Source organism: Mucilaginibacter sp. OK283 (assembly GCF_900110415.1).
Classification (GTDB): Bacteria; Bacteroidota; Bacteroidia; order Sphingobacteriales; family Sphingobacteriaceae; genus Mucilaginibacter.
The window spans coordinates 56,449-79,336 of the sequence record NZ_FODR01000013.1; the positions used below are offsets into that span (position 1 = coordinate 56,449).

Genomic DNA, 22,888 nt, shown 5'->3' on the forward strand with positions numbered 1-22,888 from the left:
GGAAATTAGCATTTTGATGGTAGAGTAGCAAATGGTGAATGGTGAGTTGCCAGTAGTGAGTTATGAATGGTGAGTTTTGAATTTAAAAACAGGCAGCTAATGAGTGGTAATTATCAAATTCATAAAAATTTAATCAATCACTATAAAAACCATAGACTTTATAGCAATTGAAAATAATTTATATATTTGCGCTGTTAAACAACCGTAATGAAGACTTTTTTACATCTCCATTCTTTACCCGCAATGCATGTACCTGCCGGTGCTGCGCGAATGTGTTGTACCTGTTGTTGCTAACAGGCACCCTCCCCAGTTAATACTCCTATTGATTATCAAGAATTACCGGATACTCCCAAAAAAGTAAAAGATTAATCCGGTTTTATTCAAAAAAACTGCAATTAAAATGAACAAATAACAAATAATTATACAAAAAAACCGGCAAGGAAGCCTTGCCGGTCATCAGGATAAAAAGCCGGCTGTAACGCCAATCACCACCGGCCCTTATCCTTCCGCTTTACTAACAACTAACGTCATTAACATAAAACAGTTAAATATATGGAAATATGTATCCATGCAAAAAGTATATCCTTTAAGTTCTTTGTACTCCTGCTTCTCCCAACCATTCCGGCCCTGTTGCAGGCCCAAACCGAACCGCCCCCAACCATCAATTCGCGCCTGGAGGGCAAGGTGATCGACTCGGCTACCAAACAACCCATTGCTGGCGCGATAATCAAAATCCTGGGCACCACGCATGCCGTTGCCGCGGCACAAAACGGCAGTTTCTCGTTTATTACCGGCCAAAAGTTTCCTTATACACTTGTTATTAGTTTTATTGGTTACAAAACCAAAGAGGTAGTGGCAAACGGCAGTCCCATCACCGTTTTGCTTACCGAAAGTTTAAACCAGCTGAACGATGTGGTGGTAGTGGGTTACGGTACCCAAAAAAAGAGCGACATCACCGGCTCCATCGCATCAGTTCCTAAAAACATATTGAACCAGCCGGCGGCGGGTTTTGATAATTTACTGCAGGGCGCCGTATCTGGTGTAGCGGTAACCCAAAACTCGGGGCAGCCGGGCAGCAGCGCCACCATCAGGGTACGCGGGGGGAATTCCATATCGTTTGGTAATGCGCCTTTGTATGTTATAGATGGTTTTATTGTGTACAACAATAACGATAATGCCAACATCGGCTCCATAGGTACCAGCGTAAACGCGCTCTCAACCATCAACCCCAATGATATCGAATCTATCGAGGTATTAAAAGATGCTTCGGCTACGGCTATCTATGGGTCGCACGGGGCAAATGGCGTGGTCATCATCACTACCAAACGGGGTAAAAAAGGCACAAACAATGTGAGCTTTAATACCTACTACGGTACCCAGCGGGTTGCTAAAAAGCTAAACCTGTTGAATGGCGGGCAGTGGGCCTCGCTGGTAAACGATATCAACATCAGCGATGGTGTAGCCAAAACCTTTACCGATGCGCAGATAGCCGCATTTGGCGCCGGGTCCGACTGGCAAAGTTCGGCCCTGCGCAGCGCGCCGGTATTGAATGACGAACTATCCATCTCGGGCGGCGATGAAAAATCGCGTTACCTTATTTCGGGCAATTACTTTAATCAAAAGGGCACTATTTTAAACACCGGTTTTAAAAGATATTCGGCCCGGGCCAATTACGAAAGGAATGTATCCGAAAAATTCAAGGTATCTACCAATATATTCGGTAGCCAGTCTACCGAAAACAAGCTGGCGGGCAGTTCATATAACAGCAACAATTTCAGCAACGCTTTTGCCAGCCTGATCCTGACATCGCCTGTTGCGCCTATTAAAAACCCCGATGGCAGCTACAATACCTCCAACCCCTATAATGCGTCGGCTACCAACCCCCTGCAGGATATAGCTGCTACCACAAACACCACTACGCTTACCCGCATCCTGGGTAACGTTGCCGGCGAATACAAGCTATTAACCGACCTTACCTTAAAAGTAACCGCAGGTGTTGATATACTTAATGCCGAACAGCATTATTACGCACCATCGTACACAGGGTCGCCTGCGGGCGGTTCAACCGGTTATGCGGCTGTCGGCTACGCCTCTATAGGTTCGGGGCATACGCTAAGCTGGCTTAATGAAAACACGCTTACTTACGACCATGCTTTTAACAAAACGCATTTTTTAAATGTATTGGCAGGTTACACTACGCAATATAACCGCGACAATGCATCTGTAGCATCGGCACAAAAATTCCCAAATGATCTTACATCGTTCGATAACCTTTCATATGCCGGCATAGCCAACCTGCCTTCGTCATCGGCACATCAGTCAACTTTGAACTCTTACCTGGCCCGGGTAAATTATTCTTATCTGCATAAATACAACGTTACCCTATCCGGCCGTGCCGATGGTTCGTCAAAACTGGGCGCCAGCAACAAATGGGGCTATTTCCCGTCGGCAGGCCTTTCATGGAATACCAGCCGCGAAGATTTTTTTAAACCGCTCGGCAATACCATCAGCAACTTAAAGCTAAGGTTGAGCGCGGGACAAACCGGCAACTCCGAAGTGCCGCCCTACAGTTCGCTTGCCGCCCTCTCGCCTACCAACTATTATTTTGGCAGCAAGCTGGTAACCGGCGTATCGCCGGTACAACTGGCCAACCCCAACCTGAAATGGGAAACCACAACCCAATATGATGCCGGGCTTGATATTGGCTTGTTTGATAACCGGGTTAACCTGGTGTTTGATGCTTATTACAAAAAAACAAACGACCTGCTGTTGTACGTGCCCCTGCCGCTTTACACCGGTTATGCCAGCGCGCTCGAAAACGTGGGCAGCGTATCCAATAAAGGCATCGAGCTGGCATTAAATACCGATAACATTAAGGGCGAAACTTTTAGCTGGAAAACCAACATTGTATTTGCCCTTAACCGTAACAAGGTTTTAAACCTTGGCCAGGGCATTCAAAGCTTTTTCCCATTGGCAGCTACCGGCCAGCTATCGCCCGTAATTGTGCAGGTAGGTTTGCCGGTAGGTACTTTCTGGGGATATAACACCAATGGGTTGCTTACCGCCGCCGACCTGACCAATGGCACGCCTGTTTTGGCCGGTGTACCACAAAAAGCCGGCGATACCAAATATGTAGATACCAATCATGATGGTGTAATTACCACTGCCGATAAGCATAGCCTTGGCAGCTCGCAGCCTAAGTTTACCGGTAGCATTACCAATACATTTACTTACGGCCATTTCGATTTGTCGGTATTTTTCCAGGGCTCATATGGCAGCAAGGTATTTAACCTGCTGCAGCAAACGCTGGAGCGGCCTACGCTAAGCAATAACGCATCGGCAGCGTTGCTAAACCGATGGACGGCCGATAACACCAGCGGTACTGTAGCCCGCGCTACCAACTCGCCGGTGCCACAGGTTACCGACAGATATATCGAAAACGGATCGTACCTGAAACTTAAAAACGCTTCGCTGGGCTACAGCTTTACCAGCCCGGCGCTTTCAAAAATTCATGCCAAAAACCTTCGCGTTTATGTATCGGCACAAAACCTGGCTACTATAACCAAATATAAAGGGCTGGATCCCGAAGTAAGCTTTTATGATAACGACAACACCAAGCAGGGAATTGATTACGGTACCTATCCATCGGTACGCACTTTCCTGACGGGCTTATCGGTTACTTTTTAATATACATCAACATGAAAAAATTATCCACATATATCCTCCTCCTATCCGCATCGCTAGCAACGGCGCTGTTATCGTGCAATAAACTAAATGAAAACCCTACATCGGTAATTGTAACCTCACAATTTTTTAAAACAGCATCAGATGCCACATCGGCCGTAAACGCTATTTACGGTACACTGAACAGCGATCCGGCAGGCGATTTCCCGCTTTATGGCCGCCAGCTTAACCTGCTGGTTGAAAACGCCAGCGACAACCAGGTATTTAGCCCAAGTAATACCAACCCCGATGTACGGGCTTTGGGCACTGCTACCTACATTGCATCAAATGGCCGGGTGCAAAAGGTATGGCAACAAATTTATTACGGCATCAACCGCGCCAATATTGCCATTGATAACATCCCCAATGTACAGATAGATACGGCCTTACGCGCCCGCCTGGTAAGGGAATCGAAATTTATACGTGGCCTGTTATACTTTAACGCGGTAAGGCTTTGGGGCGATGTGCCACTGGTTTTGCACAACCCGGCCAGCCTTGATTTAAGCCAGCTTTTTGTAAAACGCAGTCCTGCCGAAGAAGTATATACCCAGATCATCAGCGACCTGAAGGATGCTACCAGCCTGCCCAAATCATTCAGCGGTACCGACCTTGGCCGCGCTACCGGCGGGGCAGCGCATACCCTGCTAGCAAAGGTTTATTTAACCCGCAAAGAATACAGCAAAGCCCTAACTGAACTTAATACGGTAATTAACGGCGGTTACGGTTATGCCCTGTTTAACAACTATAGGGATGTTTTTCAAAAAGCAACCAAAAACGGCGCTGAACATATTTTTTCTGTTCAGTTTGAAACCAACCTGGGCGAAGCCAACAGCGCCCAAAATCTAAGCCAGAGCTTTACATCGTTTAACACCGGTACTTTCCCTATTGATGTACCTGCCGATAGCAGCGTATCAAAACTGTTTGCCAAAACAGATACGCGCCGGGCGGTAACTTTTTATGATTCGGTTTACAACGCGGCCACGGGCAAGTATGTAGTATTCAAAAACGCCTATACGCCCTATTTTAACAAGTTTGTTGATTACAGCCTGTCGCCGCTAACCATACAATCACAAAGCGGGGTCAACTACCCGGTTTTACGTTATGCCGATGTGTTGCTGATGTATGCCGAAGTAGTAAATGAATTAAACGGACCTACAAACGATGCTTATACAGCTATCAATAAAGTACGTACCCGGGCAAATGTGGCCGACCTTACAACAGGTTTAAGTCAAACTGCTTTTCGCGATTCGATTTTCCTTGAACGGCGCAAAGAACTCATGCAGGAAGGGCACCGCTGGTTCGACCTGGTAAGGCAGGGCGGTACGGTGCTGGTTGATGCTTTGCATAAAGTACCTGCAAAAACCGGTGTAAGCGCCAGGTGCAACCTTTACCCCATACCACAGGCAGAGATACTACTGAACAGCCAGTTAACACAAAATCCAGGGTATTAGCCTCACCCTGCCCTCTCCAAAGGAGAGGGTTCTGATCGGTATGATTTTCAAAGGCCTCTCCTATGGAGAGGATTTAGGTGAGGCCCTTTATACGGAGTAAAAACTAAACACTAAAAAAACAAAATATGACACTATCAGATGTAACAATTTTAGGAAAAAAGATACTGGTTGGCATTATTGTCACCCTGGTGCCTTTTGTAATCATTTTTGGCGGCCTGTACCTTACCCGGCAATTGCTGAGCAGCCCGCCCGCCGAAAAATCAAGCAACGTTAAACCAACTAAAACGTCATAAAACATGAAAATGGAACAAGCCACCCGGCAACGGATAGCTAAGAATGCTGTCCTGAGCCTATTCATTTACATACTGCCAATTGCAGCCATGTTTATCACGTTTTCCATAACAGGCCAAAGGCCGTGGAATAAAAAACAGCCTGCAAAAACACAACAAACAAAATCAGTAAACACTAAAAATACCGACGGCAATGGAAGCAACGATTAATTTTATCAAAAACATTTACAACCATTTAGATACTTATGGTTTCCCTTTTTTAGTATTCTTTATAGGCGTACTGGAATTTTCATTTGGCTTGTATAAAAAGAAATGGCCAAAAAACGAACGTTGGGTTGATATTGCCTGCTTTACCCTGCCAAGGCTCATCATCAGGCCGGCGGTAGCCTATTTCGGGCTTAAATTTTTACCATCGGCATTGCCCGGGCTTAAAGAAACTTTTAGCTGGGTACCTTTTTTCTGGGGCTTTATTATCATAGCTGTAGCCGACGACCTTACCCAATACTGGTACCACCGCCTGCATCATGAAATTCCGTGGTTGTGGAGGTTTCACCGTACCCACCACTCGGCATCGTACATGGGTATGGCTATGGCCAGCAGGCAAAACGCCATTTATACCCTTTTTTTTTCGCAAACCTATTTAACAACCGCCTTGGTATACCTGGGCCTGGGCGTACCGGCTGTAATAGTAAAAGCCATAAAAGGCACCATTACTACGCTGGCCCACTCCAGCATACCATGGGATAAACCTTTTTATAAATACAAGGTGCTGCACCCCATAGCCTGGGTACTGGAAAGGGTGATCTCGACCCCGGCTACCCACCACGCCCACCACGCGGCTACCACCGATGACGGTGTGGGTTATTACAAAGGCAATTTTGGCAATATGTTCTTTTTGTGGGATATCATTTTTGGTACAGCCTTAATTTCGCGCCAATACCCAAAAGCATATGGCATTTCTCATTATGAAGGCGACCAATGGTACGCTCAATTACTGTGGCCGATATTTAAATCGAAAGTTGAAGGCAGCGAACTGGCAGCCAATGGCCCTGTGGTAAGGACTGACGATTTTGTAAGGGAAGAAAAGCGGGGGGTACCGGTTGAGGAACTGAAGCGCGAGTTGAAAGTGGCGGTTGCGCAGTAGCCGATTTTGTTTGTACTTTATAATGACGAATTTTATATTGTAACCTTGCAAATCCCGGATATTGCTTTATCCGGGATTTTCGCATTGGATATGCTATCTTCTCGCTATTACTTCTTTCGAACACCGATGTTTACCCTCAAACAAAGCAGGGCAGGGGATCCAGGCATGACGCCTTTTTTAAATTGGTAAAGCTTCTCAATTTATTCAGGCTAAACCTTACTTTTACGTATGCAAAATATCGACTACCTGGGCAAACTCTCTAAGTGGATAGCACATAATGAGAAACGCGATTTTGCTTGCTATTTAAGGCGGCTTGGTATTTTACCGGCTATTTTGATGCAAAAAATGGGACTTAACAAAATAGTGCGCGTACCGGTTTTTTATGGCGATAAAATGCATGTAGTAACCGACGAAATTGTATCCCGGCAATTAATAGCTTTTGGGTTTTCGGAACCCGAAATAATAGCGCTAATGTTAACCAGGCTTAAAGAAGGGGACACTTTTGTAGATGTTGGCACGCATTATGGTTTCGAAGCCATGGTTGGCTCTAAAATTGTAGGAAAAACAGGTAGCGTGATCGCCTTTGAGCCTAACCCCAGTTCCTTCAAAATAGCGCAGTTGAATTTGACAGGCGATAACGTCAGCTTAAACAACTTAGCTGTTGGCGACTACGAAGGCGTTGTGAATATGAATGCGTATGACATTTATAGTTCAGCAATGAATAGTGTAACCAGCAACTCAAATTTTATTGATAATCCATGGGTACGATCGAAAGAGGGAAAGGTAATTGAAGTGAAACTGGTTACGTTAGATGCTTTTTTGAATGACAGGATCAAACCTGTGAATTTTATTAAATGCGATGTGGAGGGCTTTGAAGTTAATGTTATAAAAGGCGCCGCTAATTTAATAGCAAAAGACAAACCATTGATTGTGCTTGAATCGGATTTCAGATCGGACGGAAAAACCACCGAACGTTTGCAGGGCTTAATTTCATTAATGAAAAACTTTGACTATTTGCCATACGATTTTGATTTCAAAAACGGCGCTTTAACAATTGACAGAATTGGCACTGTGATAGTTGGGCACCCTAATGTTTTATTCATGCCCGATACAGCCGGCATTAAGGAGTAAGTTATAAGCTGAATTTACCTTTCTTTGACAGGCAGCCTTCCGAAAATCTGCTCCCGGCACAAACCCAAAAAGATTATTAAGGATCAATTTATTTTATCGGTATGACTAATAATCCAAATGTTATATTCGTAAAAAATATTGAACGATGGCAGAAAAAACACCTAACTGGGATGGCGAAAGATTGGAAACGTTTATTTCGGGATCAACCGCGATAGAACATTTACATCGTTACGGCATTGCACAGCAACTTTGTTTAGGCAAACAAGTATTGGACGTTGCAAGTGGAGAGGGGTACGGTTCAAATTTACTTGCCAAAGTTGCTTCATCGGTTACGGGTGTCGATATATCTGAAAAAGCTATATCGGACGCAAAGAAAAAGTATCATGCTTCAAACCTGACTTTCCATTTGGGGTCATGCAACGATATACCACTACCCGAAAACTGTGTAGACGTAGTAGTTAGTTTTGAAACCATTGAACATCATGCCGAACACCAGAAAATGCTTAGCGAAATAAAGCGTGTTTTGCGGCCCGACGGTATACTGATAATTTCGACGCCCGACAAAAAAAATTATTCGGATGCTACCGGCTACAACAACCCCTTTCATGTTAAAGAACTTTATACTGATGAGTTCAGGAATTTGCTGAAAGAATACTTTGCAAACCTTGATATCTATTATCAACGTATACTCAACGGTTCACTTGTGGTATCTGACGCAGTGATAGCCGGTTGCACGCACTTTTTTGGCGATTATGAAAATGTTTCATCCACCGCCGATTTCCAGGCCGTTTATAACATCGCCATTGCGTCAAACGCCACACTTCCCCGTATTGGCACGTCAATCTTCCCCGATGCTGATGTTTGGCAGCAGGTTGCCAATGATGCTATTAACCGTGTTAAAGCTTCAAACAGTTACCGTTTAGGTAATTTTTTGCTGAAGCCATTAAGTCTTTTCAAACAATGGACTTCAAAGTCGCGGTAATTATACCTAACTATAATCATTCTGCTTTCCTTAAAAGGAGGATCGAATCTGTATTAAATCAAACCTACCCTGCCTTTGAGGTGGTTATACTCGACGATTGTTCAACCGACGATAGTCGTACTATTATCGAACAATTCCGCCATCATCCGCTGGTGGATACTATTATTTATAATGATCACAATAGCAAGAGTCCTTTTAAACAGTGGTTAAAAGGAATTGCCGCCACAACGGCCCCTTTTATATGGATTGCCGAAAGTGATGATTATTGCGAACCGGCGTTTCTTGAAACCATGATGGCATGTATGATGGCAAATACGGCTAACGTATTAGCTTATTGTGGCAGCAATGTAGTAAACGAAGAAAATACAATACTGGATTTTGAGCGGTGGGGAAAAGAATTGAATTTGACAAAATGGGAAAAGGATTATCAAAATAACGGCGCCGACGAGATAAGAGATTACCTAGCTTACAAAAACATTATTGTTAATGCCAGCGCCGTTATTTTTAAGAGGGCAGCCTTTGAAACCATCAGCCCGGCGTTGTTTATCAACCTAAAATATGCCGGCGACTGGATGATATGGGTTAATTTACTCAACCAGGGAGCAATTAGTTATGTGGCCGAAAAGCTGAACTATTTCAGGATTCATCATACCAGCACCCGCTCGTTAAAATCAATTAACGATGAAATACTGAGAATTAAAGAATATTTCACGATAATTAATTACATCCAAAACACCTTTGAGCTAAAACCCGAAACAAGCAAACACAAATGGATCATTGACGAATGGATAAGCAAATTACCACTATTTAGCGCCAAAAATATCCTGATATTTTTGGTACCTCCGTTTAGTTTAAAATACAAACGCATGTTTTATGCTGCCTTATACAACAAGCTAAAGCAAAGGTTGCGTCCCTGACGTTTGCCGCGGGCGTTGTCCTGAATATATTTTCGCGTTTTTTTTACCGAAAATTAATCCTGGCACATGGTACTAACTACCCGATAATATCCCTGGTAAATTAATTTAGCACGTTGTTTTCGGATTGTAAAACACTTTTATATTTTTACAGCTACCATTTAAACTACTTATGATTACCAGGAGACATTTTATTAAAATTAACAGTGTGGCTACCGCCGGCTTAGGCCTGGGCGTTGTGCCTGCAACAAGCTGGCTGGGCAAAGCCGCACCGGTTTTTGAAAGCCATCGCCCCAAACCGGCCGACCGCAAGTTTACCAGTAAAGCGGTTGAGGCCACCATTCAAAAAGTTAAGGCAGATATTAAAGACCCGGAAATAGCCTGGCTTTTTGAAAACTGCTACCCCAATACTTTAGATACCACGGTAAATTATTCAGAAAAAGACGGCAAACCCGATACGTTTGTAATTACCGGCGATATTTTTGCCATGTGGATGCGCGATTCATCGGCACAGGTTTGGCCATACCTGCCGCTGATAAAAAACGACCCGGCGCTTAAAAAAGTGATCCAGGGTGTGTTGAGCCGCCAGGCAAAATGTGTGCTGATTGACCCTTATGCCAACGCCTTTAACGAAGGCCCAACCGGCAGCGAATGGGACAGCGATGTTACCGATATGAAACCAGAACTGCACGAGCGTAAATGGGAAATTGATTCCCTTTGTTATCCTGTACGTTTGGCTTATAACTATTGGAAAATAAGCGGTGATACCGGCTTTTTTGACGAAACCTGGCAAAAAGCAGGTAAAACCATATTGGATACCTTTAAGGTACAGCAACGCAAAAACGGCAAAGGCCCGTACCATTTTCAGCGTAAAACAGAAACCGCCAGCGATACCGCGCCAAACAGGGGTTACGGCAACCCGGTAAAACCGGTTGGATTGATTTGCAGTATCTTCCGCCCATCAGATGATGCCACGATTTATCCTTTCCTTATCCCTTCAAATTACTTTGCGGTAACCAGCTTAAGGCAAATGGCCGAAATGTATAGTATGATAGGTAAGGATGCCAAAACAGCCGCCGAATGCAAAGCCCTTGCCGCCGAAGTAGATGCTGCGTTAAAAAAATACGCAGTAGTAAATCATCCAAAATATGGCAAAATATTGGCTTTCGAGGTGGATGGTTATGGCAACCAGTTGCTGATGGACGACAGCAATGTACCCAGCCTGCTGGCCCTGCCCTACCTGGATTCGTTGCCGGTTACCGATCCGTTGTATCAAAACACCCGCCGTTTTGTGTTAAGCCTGGATAACCCCTACTTTTTTAAAGGCAAAGTTGCCGAAGGCATTGGCGGCCCGCACGTAGGGATTGATTTTATATGGCCTATGGCTATCACCATGCGCGCGCTTACCTCGACAGATAAATTAGAGATTACCCGCTGCCTGCACATGCTTAAAAACACCCATGCCGGTACAGGTTTTATGCACGAAGGTTTCCATAAAGACAATGCCAGCAATTTCACCCGCAAGTGGTTTGCCTGGGCAAATACCCTGTTTGGCGAACTAATTGTGAAACTGCACGCTCACCATCCTGACTTGTTACAGAAGATTTTTTAAAAAAGCTATAAAATTAAAATGCAGAAGCTGTCACTTTTTAAGCGGCAGCTTCTTTTTTTTCCTGTATTGCAGCCAAACTGCCGTTAACCAGGCTCGATAAAGTTTAGGTTTCTTGTTTTGATATTAAGCCGGTTTTACCTGGCAAAAAGCCTTAATACCTGTCGATAAGATGTATTTTATAATAGGCTTAACCAAAAGGTTTATAATAATACCACCGGGGATAACTGAAGCAATTGCCTGTAGTATGGCATCAATAATTTGTTGTGTGGTGGAGCCTTCATTTAAAATACCACAAATGAATTTACGGATAGCATCCAGTATGTCTCCTATGCCCGGAAAAGCAGGGGCCGCAAATGAGGCCGTAAAACCACGGCGGGCACCTTCAAGCTGCAAAGCCTGTTTATAATAATCCTGTAATATGGCTTCAACTTCGTCGTCGGTAGGGGTTGCAACATCATCAAGGTTGGCCAGGTCGGCAGCTACAGCATCAGCGTTCAGCTGCTCGTGTTTTTCGTTAAATAATAGCATCGTTTTAAGATTTTTAATGGTGATTGAATATGTCAAATCTCGGTAGCTGAATCAAAGTTATAAACCGTAAATAATACCTTTTGGGCAGGGTATTTTTACGGTATTAAAAACGCGAAAACAACAATTAAAAACAAGCCTGGTATCAAGACCTTAGTTGAGAGAAAAATTTATATATTTAACAAACAAATCCTAAATCCCCCCGTATCATGAAAAAGATCATTTTAACCATTTGCATTGCCTTAATTGGCGTGGCAATTTATTTGTTCGTCATCAAAAAAAACAATAAATCAATTAGCCTTGTGTTGCCAACGAATGGTATTACCTTAGATGGGCTGTCGACTGCTACAGCCAACTCTTATGTTGAAAATTTTTATGACGACAATACGAGTTCAGACACCGCAACAAATGTTTGGTTCAGTGACAATTGGGTAAGCAAAATAAAAGCTTTACTCGATAACGAGAAGGAGACGGTAAATATAGATGGAATCAGAATTTACTTTGCGAAAAAAGAAAATGGACAAAATACTGTAGTAGTTGTTTCAACAGTAAAAGGAGGAAGCAATGTTAATGCACCTTCAAAGGCTGATCATCAGGATTATTATGAGCATACGCTTGCCTATTTAAATAATCTTAATAAATATAATAACGGCACTGAATACATGGAAGAGCACGATAAAAAAGATAGCTTGTCGGCGAAATTATACTTGTATAAATGTCCATGCGTGAAATGCGACCACAGCGAGAAAGACAATAATCATATTTCGTGCGCCGAAGCTTATGATTTAGTGTCGAGATTTAAGAAAAAAACTATTAACACACTTAACGAGTGGTTTCCAATCTCGGTAATTGACTCTCTTGATGCAGAACTTATAGCGGCTAAAGCGAAACACGTTCCTGCAGACGGCGTCCGGATTTACTTTGCAAAAAATAAAAAGAAAAGAAACGTTTTTGTTTTTACAACTACAAAAGATGTAGCTGGCATGCATGTGGATTATTACGAACGCTATAATGACCAGCCAGTTATTAAAGGCACTGATGACCATGGCGAAGAATGCCCAATTAATTGTACCACAGTTAGCTTACCACAACCGTAATTAACGCTTTCATATATGTTTAACCCTTTCACATTAAACACAACTGTTGAGTTACTTTGCTTTTTAACAGCATTCATTTGCTTGCGAAGGGAGCCTGGCTTTGCCTGGAGAAGCATGATACTTTATATGTTGTTGGTATGCATTGCCGAAATTACCGGGCTGTACATCAAAAAGCAGCACCAACCCAACAGTTGGGTTTACAATGTTCTGTTGATATTTGAGGCGGGCTTTATTTCGTACATATTTGCCATCATATTAAACCGGTATTTTAACAGCAGGCCCTGGATTATAGCCGGGCTTGCTGTTATAGCTGTTATTTATTGCTACGAGTTTTGGTTACATGGTATAATGCACAGAAATAATTACACCAATACAGCCATCGCGGTAATTTTTATATTTTACAGTTTAATTTATTACTACCATTTGCTAAAGGATGAATTATACGTCAATTTAAGATATTCGGCTGATTTTTGGTGGGTAACCGGTGTGCTTTTGTATTATTTTGGTGATATTGCCTGTGATGTTTTCTATCCTGCATTAACCGATATCATTAAAATACCCGACAGTTCATTTAGTTATATTTACAAGGGGCTTAACTTTCTATTATACACATCCTGGGCTTATTCATTTTATTGCAGATTATGTCGGGCTACGAAGTCAAAAACCTTGTCATCTTTTTAACCCTCGTTTTTTCGATGGCGCCGGTATTCATCGTCATTTACATTTCGGTTTATAACAAGCGCAAAAAAAAAGACCAGGAAGAAAAAGCACAAATGAAACTGACATTTGAAGCCGAAATGGCTAAAGCCCAGTTAGAAATGCAGGAGCAAACAATGCAAACCATCGGCGCCGATTTGCATGACAACATTGGGCAGCTATTGGGGCTAACCTCGCTTACCCTTGGTTCGATAGAGGAGCCGGATTTGGCGCAGTCCCAACATAAAATAGATGCTGCCCTTGACCTTACCAAAAAGTCGATCAAAGAAATGCGGTTGCTGGGCAAATTGTTACAGGGCGATCAGCTAATGGCACAGGGCTTAAACGAAGCCATAGGGCATGCCATTAACTGGATCGAAAAATCGGGCAATTACAAGGTGGTTTATACTATTGAGGGCGGGGAACCGGAAACAGGCGATAAAAATAAAGACCTGATTATTTTCCGGATTTTGCAGGAAACACTAAATAATACCATCAAACATGCACATGCCACTCAAATAGCTATTAAATTAATCTACCTGGAAAACAATCTGCGGTTGCAAATAACAGATAATGGTACAGGTTTTTATACCGATTCGCCTTCAGTAAAACAAAAAGGAATGGGTTTACTAAACATTCACAAAAGGGCAGGCATCATTGGCGGTAAAGCAGTTATCAGCTCAACCCCCGGCGAGGGTACATGTACCGATATTTTTATACCTTATCCTTAAACCATGGAAACCGAACAGATACAGATAGCTATTGTTGACGACCATACCCTTTTCAGGAACGGCGTAGCTGCCCTTATGGGCGAGTTCAAAGAGATAAAAATTATTTTTGAGGCCGAAAGCTGCCTGCAAATGCAACAAATGTTAAAAAACAAAACATTGCCGCATTTAATACTGATGGACATTAACATGCCCGTTGTTGACGGGCACGAGGCCACCCGGTGGTTAAGGGATAACTATCCGCAAATAAAGGTTTTGGCCCTCAGTATGTTTGAAGATGATGATGCCGTTATTAAAATGATTAAATACGGTGCAAGGGGCTATATACTAAAAGAATCGAAACCAAGAGAGCTTTTAGAAGCCATTAAAGCCATTTACACCAAAGGTGTTTACATTAACGAGATGGTTTCGGGTAAGTTGATGCGCTCGGTTGCCCACAAAGAAACAGGAATTTCATTAACAAAAAACGAACTTGAATTTTTGAGATTAGCCTGTTCTGAGTTAACCTACAAAGAGATAGCCGACAAAATGTTTGTAAGCCCCCGAACTATTGATAATTACCGGGAATCGCTTTTTCAAAAACTCAATTTAAAATCCCGCACCGGCCTGGTACTGTATGCTATTCAAAATAAGATATTTGAATTTTAGTAAAGCAACCAAAGTTATTCGGATATCAACTTAACTCTCAAATCCTGCCAGGTTAGCGCAGCACAACTTTTGGGAATTATCTGGTTTATGCCTCCGGCTTAGCTCAACTGAAAGCTGAATCCATGCGATCCACGAGCTGATCGTTAAGACAGCTTTGTACTTTTCTGACTTAATACTCCAGGCTTCCGGCTTAGGACTAAATTTACATTGTCCCGATCAAAATAGCGACCTCCCCAGCATGGCGTTATAAAACAACAGTGAAACCAGCACAAAATAAATTAAGGCAAAAACAACCGCCGGCCTGGCACTTTTTACCCCGCTGAAAACAGCAAACAGCGGTACAATTTGCAGGGCATGCAGGCCCATAAAGTGTGCTATCCGTAAATCGCCGGCTATACGGCTCCAGTTAAAAAGCGGCAGGCCGGGGCCGCCATCGGCAGCGCCCACCGTGTGCGCCAGGCGCGATGCCATTACACCGCCTTCAAGTGCGAAGATGCACGCCATAATTATACCCAGGCGAATAGCCCACAGCAAAGCGGGTGTTAATTGTACCGCCTTCACCTTAAAAAACTTTATGCCCATGTATAAGGCAAACAGGGTTTGCGATACTATCACTATCCCCATCGCGCTAAATACCAACGCGTTATAAGCACCCGAAGTGTTATAATGCGATAGCTGCCCCCTTGCGGCCTGTGTGGCTATGGCCAGCATCTCAAAACCCATAGCGAACACCGTAAAATTGGCAAAGCGGTTATTGAGCCGTTCATAAGGCAGGTATTGCAGTAGCAGAGGCCATGTTAGGCAATATATGGCGATGGAGATAGCAAATTTGATGGGCTTTGTCCACAAGTTAATGCCCATCAGCTGTCGATGATCAAATTGCGCGATGATGAGCATCACCATAAATAAGGCTAAATGCGCCAAGGCGCAATAGTAAAGAACGGGACTGATCGTTTTTATACGGGCCAATAAGCTTTTCATTTGGATGATTTGATTTTGTTGATGATTTGATAAAGTAAATAGCCGCAAGGGCCAAACATAAAGGTGAGCGCCAGGCAGGGGATAACCAGCCAATGCGAAACTGCCGAGGCCTGCGCCGATTTAATGATGGAAAAGCCGACCAGTAAATCAAAAGCGAGGTAATGGACCCAGCCCGCCAGTAACAGGTTATCATTACCAAAGAGGGTGCGGACTTCCTGTATCGACCCAAAACCACCGCCGTTAATGCTAAAACAGCCTGCAATATAAATGCAGTAAATTACCGAAAGCAATAAGGGGACAGCAGCGTGGTTGACCAACCACTGCGTAACTTTCCATTTTGGCATTACAATTAACAAAAGCCACTGCAAAGCTGCCATAGCGTTAACGATAGAAAAAACCTGTGCCGGATTCATATTATTTTTGATTTTGTAGTGTTATTTTGTTTAAAAGCCTGCTAATTAACCTTCAGCACGTTAAACTTGATCAAGCTAAAACTAAAACGCTTTAAGCTTTGTGCCTTCCGCATTAAGCTTTATAATGAACAGCACAAAACTGGGGCTAATAGCTTAGTCCAAAAATGATATGGGGTTAAAAAAAGAAGCTGGTTTATTAACCTAAGTTAACTTTTAGCGTTTGCCAGCCTGGCTCTGATGCGGCTAAGACTTTGCGGCTGAATGCCCAGGTACGAGGCAATTAAATGCTGGGGCAACCTTTCAAATATATGGGACTGTTTAGTAAGCAGGTCGAGATACCTGTCTTCCGCTGATTGTAGTTTTAAATTCCGGTTGTTTCTGGCGGTGTCAATAAACAGTCTTTCGGCTATGATGCGGCCAAACCGTTCAAAGCGCTGGCTATGATTATACAGCGCCTGCATGTCGGCATAGCTTAGGGTAAACAGTTCACAATCTTCCAGGGCTTCAATAAAATCAGGCGATGGGGTTTGCAATAAAAAGCTTTCATAATCGCCAATCCACTCGCCCTCAAATGCAAAGCCTAAAGTGTTATCGCCCTTCTCGCTGCGCGAAAAATATCGTAACCCGCCTTTGAATACAATTACCATACTTTTGCAAACCTGGCCCTGTTTCAAGTAAAAAGCATACTTTTTTAAGCTTAACGGTTTAAGCCTTTGCATAAATAAAAAAAGCTCCTCGTCGGTAAAATCAACCAGCGCGCGTAATGATTTGGTAATGATTTCGTACATGGTAAAACCTGCTTGCCGGCAGCCAAATTTTAATAAAAAACTGTTTAGTCAAATATACATGAATAATTGAAATGGCTATTGGATCCGAAGGCAGCGGTAACGAAATACAAAACCACTGGCTTGCTGTAAAAAAAGCACCCAACAGGTATTGCTGTTCACTTGATGGTGTTGAACGAGATCTATTTAGGCCGAAGGCACCTGGCATTTTATCGGTTTTTGTTGGCGCATTCGCGATCTTTGCACTAATGCCTTAAATAGGATACTATTATTTGCCCTAACGGGAATAGTACTACATCATTTGACTGTGAAATTTTAAATGCGATTGCTCAAACTGCAGATCGATAACTTCGCAAACATCGCATACATTTAATGGTTTTAAATAATAAACACAGAAAAACGCAATAATATACCGAATTGATACAAAAATTCGACTTTAATAATATTAAAAATATATATTATTAAAATATTTAATTTATCAGCCAGGTATAGCCAGGATATATATAGATAGAATACCGGTTTTCATACTATATAATTAGCGCTAAATATCCGCCCTAACTTCAAAATGTGGAAAAAAACCACTGTAAAGGCACTATTTTTCGACTTTAAAAATTTTTAATTAAAAAAAAACCTTATAGCTTAGCTTTAATTAAAAACAATAGACCTCATAATTTAAAAGGAGTAATTAAATGAAAAAATTCACTGAAGTAAAGGAGCTTGTAGCTTCTTTAGAGGCTGACGCCGACAAATTCTACAACAAAGGAAACAGCGCTGCCGGAACCCGTGTTCGCAAAGGCATGCAAGATCTTAAAAACCTGGCACAGGCAATCCGCCTTGAGGTTCAGGAGGCGAAAAACAAAGAAAGCTAAGGCAGATTTTTTGATCAATCTTATTCCCCTGATAAAAACCCGGTTACAATCAATAGCCGGGTTTTTTATTCAGAAAAGAAAAGTAAACCCGCCGCTCTTTGATGGCTTCTTCATCTCCTCAAACTTTTCAATCTCTTTACCAAGCAGCGATGCATATTCACTGTTCATAAAATTGCGAAAGACCTGAATATCCTCTTGCTCACGGGTATCAACCAGGGCTTGAATATAAGCCGCCTTGTTTTCGCTTTGTACTATAGCCAGAGGCAAATTATAATAAGCCTGAATGTAATTCATTAACAAACGCGAGGTGCGCCCGTTGCCGTCATAATAAGGATGGATGCTTACCAGGTTAAAATGGGCATCAAAAGAAAGGTTCAATTGCCCCGCCACAGATAGGGGCTTGTCCATCTGGTCATTTAGTTTCGCCACCAAATCGCCGGTTAGCCTTTCCACCTTATCAAAATTCGGAAAATAAGAAACGCCGGCGGTAACGTTCCCTTTACGAAATACCCCGGTTGCCGAATCGACGGTACCCAGCATGGTATTATATACCTTTCCGGTGTTTTTCATTATCAACGCGTTTATCTGTTGCAAAAGGCTTACCGAAAGTTTATTTTTTGCTTTTGCGTTTTCAATGGTAAATAAAAGCGCGGCATGATGATCGGTTACCATGAGGCTTTCCTGCAAAGGTTTACCATTAGGTGTGCGGCCCTCGTTAATAAGCACCTGCGTTTCTATCTCGGTGAGGGTTGATCCTTCAATGCGGGTAGAGTGGTGATCGATAGCGATGAGGTTAAACCTGTCATGATCTATCACCCCGGCTATACCAAGATCATTATATTTTGCTATGAGTTTAACACAATCCATTTTATAGATACTAAAATAGGTATAAATTGTTATTAACTACATCCCAACAAAAAAGCCACATCAAAACTGATATGGCTTTTTTGCTAAATTAGTTTAGTTATTTTACGCTAAAGCTTTCGTTTCCTTAACTATCGCTTCGGCGGTAGCGCTACCCACTTGCACCAGCGGTAACCTTACAGCATCGCCGCAAATGCCTAATTCTTTTAACGCCGTTTTTACACCGGCGGGGCTGCCATCGGCAAACATTAAGCGGGTAAATTCTATCAGGCTATAATGGGCCTTGTGGGCGCCTTTATAATCGTTATTAAGCAGCAGGCGCACCATATCTGACAGCTGGCGGGGCAGGGCGTTACCAATTACCGATATAACGCCCACAGCGCCTAAAGCCATCATAGGCAACGTAACCGGATCATCACCCGATATAAATAAGAACCCTTCGGGCTTATCCCTCATCAGCTGGTTAAACAAATCAAAATTACCCGATGCTTCTTTAATGCCGATTATATTTTTAAAATCGTTTGCAAGGCGTACGGTTGTAGCGGCACTAATGGTACTGCCCGTACGGCTGGGTACGTTATACAAAATAATGGGCAGTTGCGTATTTTGAGCTATTGCCTTATAGTGCTGGTAAATACCTTCCTGCGTTGGTTTATTGTAATGCGGGCTTGATGATAAAATAGCATCGTAACCGGCAGTGTTAAATGATTTTACTTGCTCAACAACTTCGTGTGTATTGTTGCCGCCAATGCCGGCAACCAAACCCACGCGCTTATTTACTGCTTCAGCGGTGAAGGCCCAAACCTGCTTTCGCTCAGCCTCGCTTAATGTGGCACTTTCGCCGGTTGTACCTAATGATACCAGGTATTCCACCCCGCCATCAATCAAATGTTCAATCAGGTTGCTCAACCCGTCGTAGTCAACTTGACCATCCGCCTGAAAAGGGGTCACCATGGCTACCCCTGTTCCGTAAAATATATTCATGAGTTAAATTAAAGGATGCTAATATAGGGAGTTAGTTTTGAGTAGTGGGCAATCAGTGGTGAGTTTTTTATTATTCCGTAAATCCGAACTCAAAACTCACCACTCAAAACTATAAAGATATCCCCACCCTTAACGCATTCCTAATATTACTACCCGTATTATAGCTGCGGCCGTACATTACGCGTACCAGGCCACGCTGCATGCCGAAGCCCAGTTCGGTATAATTTTTAAGCGTTGGGGTCGAGAGATAGTTTACGTTGATGATCTCCTGTAACTTCAGGTTTCTTAAAACGGGGATCTTATTGGTTATAAAACCCGAAAAGTTATGTTCCAGATGGCCTTCAAGGTATTTATTGGCTGTGCTAAAGTTGTAATAATTTAACAACAAAAAGCGGTTGAGCGATGGTTTGTACACGTGGGTTTGGTCGCCATCAAAGTGTTTGTAATCGGGAAAGTATATTTTATTTGCGTTGATAAACTTACCGGCGCCAATAAAAAACGACGTTTGGCCGTAGAATCCAAGGTCGATATCCGATTTAGAAATGTCGGCGCTTAGCTGGTCGTAATCTACATCGCTGCCCAGCACACCACCTATGCCTTTTGTATAGTTAATTCCGATTGTTGGATACTTTGAGGGTAGATAACGGCGGCCGAACGGATACGTTTCATACCTATTGCTAAAATCATAACTGGTGCGGGCGCTTATTTTAAAAGATTGATTTTGGGGGAATAAAGGTACATCCTGTGTTGGTAACAGCGGGTTGTTTGAAGTAAACTGCCGGTTATTTTTATTAAAAAAGCTATAATCGGTTGTATTGGGCAGCCATTTACGGTTGGCCCATTCTACATTGGCACTTGCCTGCCAGCCACCGCTGATACGGCCGGTAAGTGATGCCGATGCAAATTGTTTTTGGTAAAGTTTCTGGAAATTCTCCCGCCTGAAAAGCGTATAAACCGAATTTACAAATGCTGATAAAGGCTGCAGGTTATTAAGGTCGGTAACGTCTGATCCGGCGTTAAAACTCAACGTCATCTGTTTTACAGGGACGGAGACACCAGCAACTCCGCCAAACAAGTGGTTACCAAAGCCGTAGCGCACCCGAGCGTTTACAGCTATAAAGCGGCTATCAACCGTATCAATCATCTTAGTAAACCCTACCCCGTAGTTGATGGCCAAACCTTCAACAGTATTGTATAAAACCGAGTTGAGTACGCTGCTATAATGAAAAGATTCTTTTTTGTAACGGTTACGGGTATCAATACCCGTGAGCAACAGGTTGCTTAATTTAAAGGTGTTATTGGCCTTATCCAATGAATCAAGGTATAGTTTTGATTCCCGTTTGACAGCCAGTTTTCCTTTTACTTGGTAATCTTTCTTCTCTTCATCAGTAAGCGGGATGGGCCGCTCCTGTGCCCAGTAAACCGAATCTTTATCGTGCCCTTTGGTAATGTTAATGCGTTCGGCAAAATCCTTTTTGTTGAGCACAGGGGCCAGGTTGTAGTTTTTATATACACTTATAAAATATCCACCCAGCTTAAAGCCAAAAACACCACCTGTAAATTCAAACTTAATAGTGGCGGGCATCCAGGTTCGGGCATCAACGGGATAAAACTGCTGGCTTATCTTCAGCGTATCTACGTAGTTGATATTGGCTTTTTTGGTAATAAAAAGTTGTAGCGCGGCAATACGCCAGCTATCGTCCAAAATATAAATATATCCTTCAAAACAAGGATCATAACCGCGTTTGGGTGTTACTTGTATTTTGTTGATGGTTTCGCCGTTCTCAATGGTCATCCCTATCAGTTTATAGTTATAATAAAACAGGGCATTTTCGGCAATGGGCGATACCAGCGGGCGGTTGCTCAGGCGTTTCCAGCTTTCAAAATTCTGGTAAAAGTTCACCAGCATATCTGAAGCACGGTTAAAGCTGAAGGCCCGGTTATAGCCCGATACCTTTGAGGATACCTGCACCTCGTGCACCAGATCGGGCTGCATAAAGCTGTATTTCGATTCGGACTCCGACAAGTAAACGATGCCTGTGCGACTGGAATCAAGCCCGGCCTCGGTGGTGGCTTTTTGTACATCAAAACCCATAAACTTTTTAGGCGCAGCCAGCAATTTTTGCAAACCTTTTATATAAATATCGCAGGTATAGGCTTTCACCTCGTTTAAATAGGTTTTACGTTTTTTGATGGCCTTACGGATAATGGCGTAGGCGGGGTCTTCGCCTCCTGCGCGTATGGTAATATCTTTAAGCTGGTATGTTTCTGTTTTCAGGCTGATGTTAATCACCTGGTTTTGGTTAAGGTTTATCTGTTTAATTTGTTGTGTATAACCAACAGCTTTAAATTGCAGCTCATAATTACCGGGTGCTAACTGCAGGGAATACACACCCTCGCTATTAGCCGAGACCCCTTTAGTAGTATTTTTTACATATACGGAAGCAAACGGAATGGGGTGGTTATGCTCGTCGGTAATTTTACCGCTGATAATACTAAACTGTTGTGAAAATACATGGACACTTAAACCGAAAAACAGTATTAACAGTAAGCTTAATTTCATTTAGTTTAGTTTACACTAAGATGTAGCTTATTTACTAAATGTTACAACAGTTAATTGTTAAATTATGTGAAATATGTATAACGACGTAATTTCAGGAAGCCTCCTTCGAAGGGTTAACATCCTTAGTGCCTAATGAATTGTGAACCTTGTTTTTAAGGTTCCAATCCGCTATGTCAACTAATCCCGGTTTGGTTTGGTAATGATTATCGTGTTTGGGGCACCTGATTATAAATGTCCCCTTTTTCTGCTCAATAACTGGCCTTGCACCACAATCTTTACAAGGCTCAACAAAAATGTTTGCCTGAATTTGTATGAAACCTTTCATAACCGGATTTTTTTTGCTGTAATTATAAACATAGTATTAGGCAAATAACTTTATAAACTTACGTAAATATTACTGTCCGGTTTTTGACTCAATCAAAAAAAGCATTTTAAGTCATTATTATAGCAAAAATTGCTGTCGTCTCCTCTCCGATTTGGCCTAAAAG

Annotated in this window: 22 protein-coding genes; 14 read left to right on the plus strand and 8 right to left on the minus strand. The window is 42.7% G+C overall.

Annotated elements, in window-relative coordinates; translation table 11 throughout:
- Nucleotides 1-552 precede the first annotated feature (552 nt).
- The 9 genes from BMX56_RS24330 to BMX56_RS24365 all read left to right on the plus strand — a co-directional run bounded on the left by BMX56_RS24330 (nt 553) and on the right by BMX56_RS24365 (nt 11,247).
- Nucleotides 553-3,687 carry a SusC/RagA family TonB-linked outer membrane protein gene (locus BMX56_RS24330; protein ID WP_090652305.1) on the plus strand — a complete coding sequence of 1,045 codons (3,135 nt, stop codon included), beginning with the start codon at nt 553-555 and terminating at the stop codon, nt 3,685-3,687.
- 11 nt (nt 3,688-3,698) lie between these two features.
- Entirely contained in the window at nt 3,699-5,174 is a 1,476-nt protein-coding gene (locus BMX56_RS24335; protein WP_090652306.1) for a RagB/SusD family nutrient uptake outer membrane protein, read from the plus strand.
- 125 nt (nt 5,175-5,299) lie between these two features.
- Nucleotides 5,300-5,467, plus strand: a complete 168-nt coding sequence (locus BMX56_RS30270) for a hypothetical protein (RefSeq protein ID WP_177183903.1) — start codon at nt 5,300-5,302, stop codon at nt 5,465-5,467.
- 3 nt (nt 5,468-5,470) lie between these two features.
- Complete coding sequence (locus BMX56_RS24340) at nt 5,471-5,674, plus strand: hypothetical protein (RefSeq protein ID WP_090652307.1); 204 nt, start codon at nt 5,471-5,473, stop codon at nt 5,672-5,674.
- On the plus strand, nt 5,658-6,608 hold the full coding sequence (locus tag BMX56_RS24345; RefSeq protein WP_090652308.1) for a sterol desaturase family protein: 951 nt from the start codon (nt 5,658-5,660) through the stop codon (nt 6,606-6,608). The genes BMX56_RS24340 and BMX56_RS24345 overlap by 17 nt, the downstream gene beginning before the upstream one ends.
- Before the next feature lie 228 nt (nt 6,609-6,836).
- Nucleotides 6,837-7,739, plus strand: coding sequence for an FkbM family methyltransferase (locus BMX56_RS24350; RefSeq protein WP_090652309.1), 903 nt, complete (start codon nt 6,837-6,839; stop codon nt 7,737-7,739).
- A 145-nt stretch (nt 7,740-7,884) separates the two neighbouring features.
- Nucleotides 7,885-8,721, plus strand: a complete 837-nt coding sequence (locus BMX56_RS24355) for a class I SAM-dependent methyltransferase (protein ID WP_090652310.1) — start codon at nt 7,885-7,887, stop codon at nt 8,719-8,721.
- Nucleotides 8,700-9,638 (plus strand): glycosyltransferase family 2 protein, encoded by a 939-nt coding sequence (locus tag BMX56_RS24360; protein ID WP_090652311.1) that lies wholly within the window; start codon nt 8,700-8,702, stop codon nt 9,636-9,638. The genes BMX56_RS24355 and BMX56_RS24360 overlap by 22 nt, the downstream gene beginning before the upstream one ends.
- A gap of 169 nt (nt 9,639-9,807) precedes the next feature.
- Nucleotides 9,808-11,247 (plus strand): glycoside hydrolase family 125 protein, encoded by a 1,440-nt coding sequence (locus BMX56_RS24365; protein WP_090652312.1) that lies wholly within the window; start codon nt 9,808-9,810, stop codon nt 11,245-11,247.
- Between the two features lie 123 nt (nt 11,248-11,370).
- Here BMX56_RS24365 and BMX56_RS24370 read toward each other — a convergent pair whose 3' ends face one another.
- Nucleotides 11,371-11,775: a hypothetical protein gene (locus BMX56_RS24370; RefSeq protein WP_090652313.1), complete on the minus strand. Its 405-nt coding sequence runs from the start codon at nt 11,773-11,775 to the stop codon at nt 11,371-11,373.
- A gap of 206 nt (nt 11,776-11,981) precedes the next feature.
- Here BMX56_RS24370 and BMX56_RS24375 point away from each other — a divergent pair, with 206 nt between their 5' ends.
- The 4 genes from BMX56_RS24375 to BMX56_RS24390 are packed head-to-tail and all read left to right on the plus strand — an operon-like array spanning nt 11,982 to nt 14,941.
- Nucleotides 11,982-12,869: a hypothetical protein gene (locus BMX56_RS24375; RefSeq protein WP_090652314.1), complete on the plus strand. Its 888-nt coding sequence runs from the start codon at nt 11,982-11,984 to the stop codon at nt 12,867-12,869.
- A 15-nt stretch (nt 12,870-12,884) separates the two neighbouring features.
- Nucleotides 12,885-13,550 (plus strand): hypothetical protein, encoded by a 666-nt coding sequence (locus tag BMX56_RS24380; protein WP_143065522.1) that lies wholly within the window; start codon nt 12,885-12,887, stop codon nt 13,548-13,550.
- Nucleotides 13,511-14,296, plus strand: a complete 786-nt coding sequence (locus tag BMX56_RS24385) for a sensor histidine kinase (RefSeq protein ID WP_090652316.1) — start codon at nt 13,511-13,513, stop codon at nt 14,294-14,296. Before BMX56_RS24380 ends, BMX56_RS24385 begins: the two co-directional genes overlap by 40 nt.
- Nucleotides 14,297-14,299: 3 nt before the next feature.
- Complete coding sequence (locus tag BMX56_RS24390) at nt 14,300-14,941, plus strand: response regulator transcription factor (RefSeq protein ID WP_090652317.1); 642 nt, start codon at nt 14,300-14,302, stop codon at nt 14,939-14,941.
- Between the two features lie 216 nt (nt 14,942-15,157).
- On the opposite strand, the gene BMX56_RS24395 is transcribed toward BMX56_RS24390, so the two are convergent.
- The 3 genes from BMX56_RS24395 to BMX56_RS24405 form a co-directional block, all read right to left on the minus strand.
- Nucleotides 15,158-15,922 carry a hypothetical protein gene (locus tag BMX56_RS24395; protein WP_090652318.1) on the minus strand — a complete coding sequence of 255 codons (765 nt, stop codon included), beginning with the start codon at nt 15,920-15,922 and terminating at the stop codon, nt 15,158-15,160.
- The gene (locus BMX56_RS24400) at nt 15,919-16,335 is read right to left on the minus strand and encodes an ABA4-like family protein (RefSeq protein WP_090652319.1); all 417 of its coding nucleotides are present in this window, start codon (nt 16,333-16,335) and stop codon (nt 15,919-15,921) included. The genes BMX56_RS24395 and BMX56_RS24400 overlap by 4 nt, the downstream gene beginning before the upstream one ends.
- A gap of 206 nt (nt 16,336-16,541) precedes the next feature.
- On the minus strand, nt 16,542-17,123 hold the full coding sequence (locus BMX56_RS24405) for a Crp/Fnr family transcriptional regulator (protein WP_090652320.1): 582 nt from the start codon (nt 17,121-17,123) through the stop codon (nt 16,542-16,544).
- A 686-nt stretch (nt 17,124-17,809) separates the two neighbouring features.
- Between BMX56_RS24405 and BMX56_RS24415 the strand changes: the two genes are divergently transcribed.
- The gene (locus BMX56_RS24415) at nt 17,810-17,989 is read left to right on the plus strand and encodes a histone H1 (protein WP_090652322.1); all 180 of its coding nucleotides are present in this window, start codon (nt 17,810-17,812) and stop codon (nt 17,987-17,989) included.
- Between the two features lie 69 nt (nt 17,990-18,058).
- On the opposite strand, the gene BMX56_RS24420 is transcribed toward BMX56_RS24415, so the two are convergent.
- From BMX56_RS24420 to BMX56_RS30275, 4 genes are all read right to left on the minus strand, one after another.
- A complete protein-coding gene (locus tag BMX56_RS24420; RefSeq protein WP_090652323.1) occupies nt 18,059-18,856 on the minus strand; it encodes a Fic family protein in 798 nt (265 codons plus the stop codon).
- Nucleotides 18,857-18,958: 102 nt separating this feature from the next.
- Nucleotides 18,959-19,837 carry a 4-hydroxy-tetrahydrodipicolinate synthase gene (dapA, locus tag BMX56_RS24425; RefSeq protein ID WP_090652324.1) on the minus strand — a complete coding sequence of 293 codons (879 nt, stop codon included), beginning with the start codon at nt 19,835-19,837 and terminating at the stop codon, nt 18,959-18,961.
- 109 nt (nt 19,838-19,946) lie between these two features.
- Nucleotides 19,947-22,400, minus strand: coding sequence for a DUF5686 and carboxypeptidase regulatory-like domain-containing protein (locus BMX56_RS24430; RefSeq protein ID WP_090652325.1), 2,454 nt, complete (start codon nt 22,398-22,400; stop codon nt 19,947-19,949).
- Between the two features lie 91 nt (nt 22,401-22,491).
- Nucleotides 22,492-22,725 carry a hypothetical protein gene (locus BMX56_RS30275; RefSeq protein WP_090652326.1) on the minus strand — a complete coding sequence of 78 codons (234 nt, stop codon included), beginning with the start codon at nt 22,723-22,725 and terminating at the stop codon, nt 22,492-22,494.
- Nucleotides 22,726-22,888: the final 163 nt, after the last annotated feature.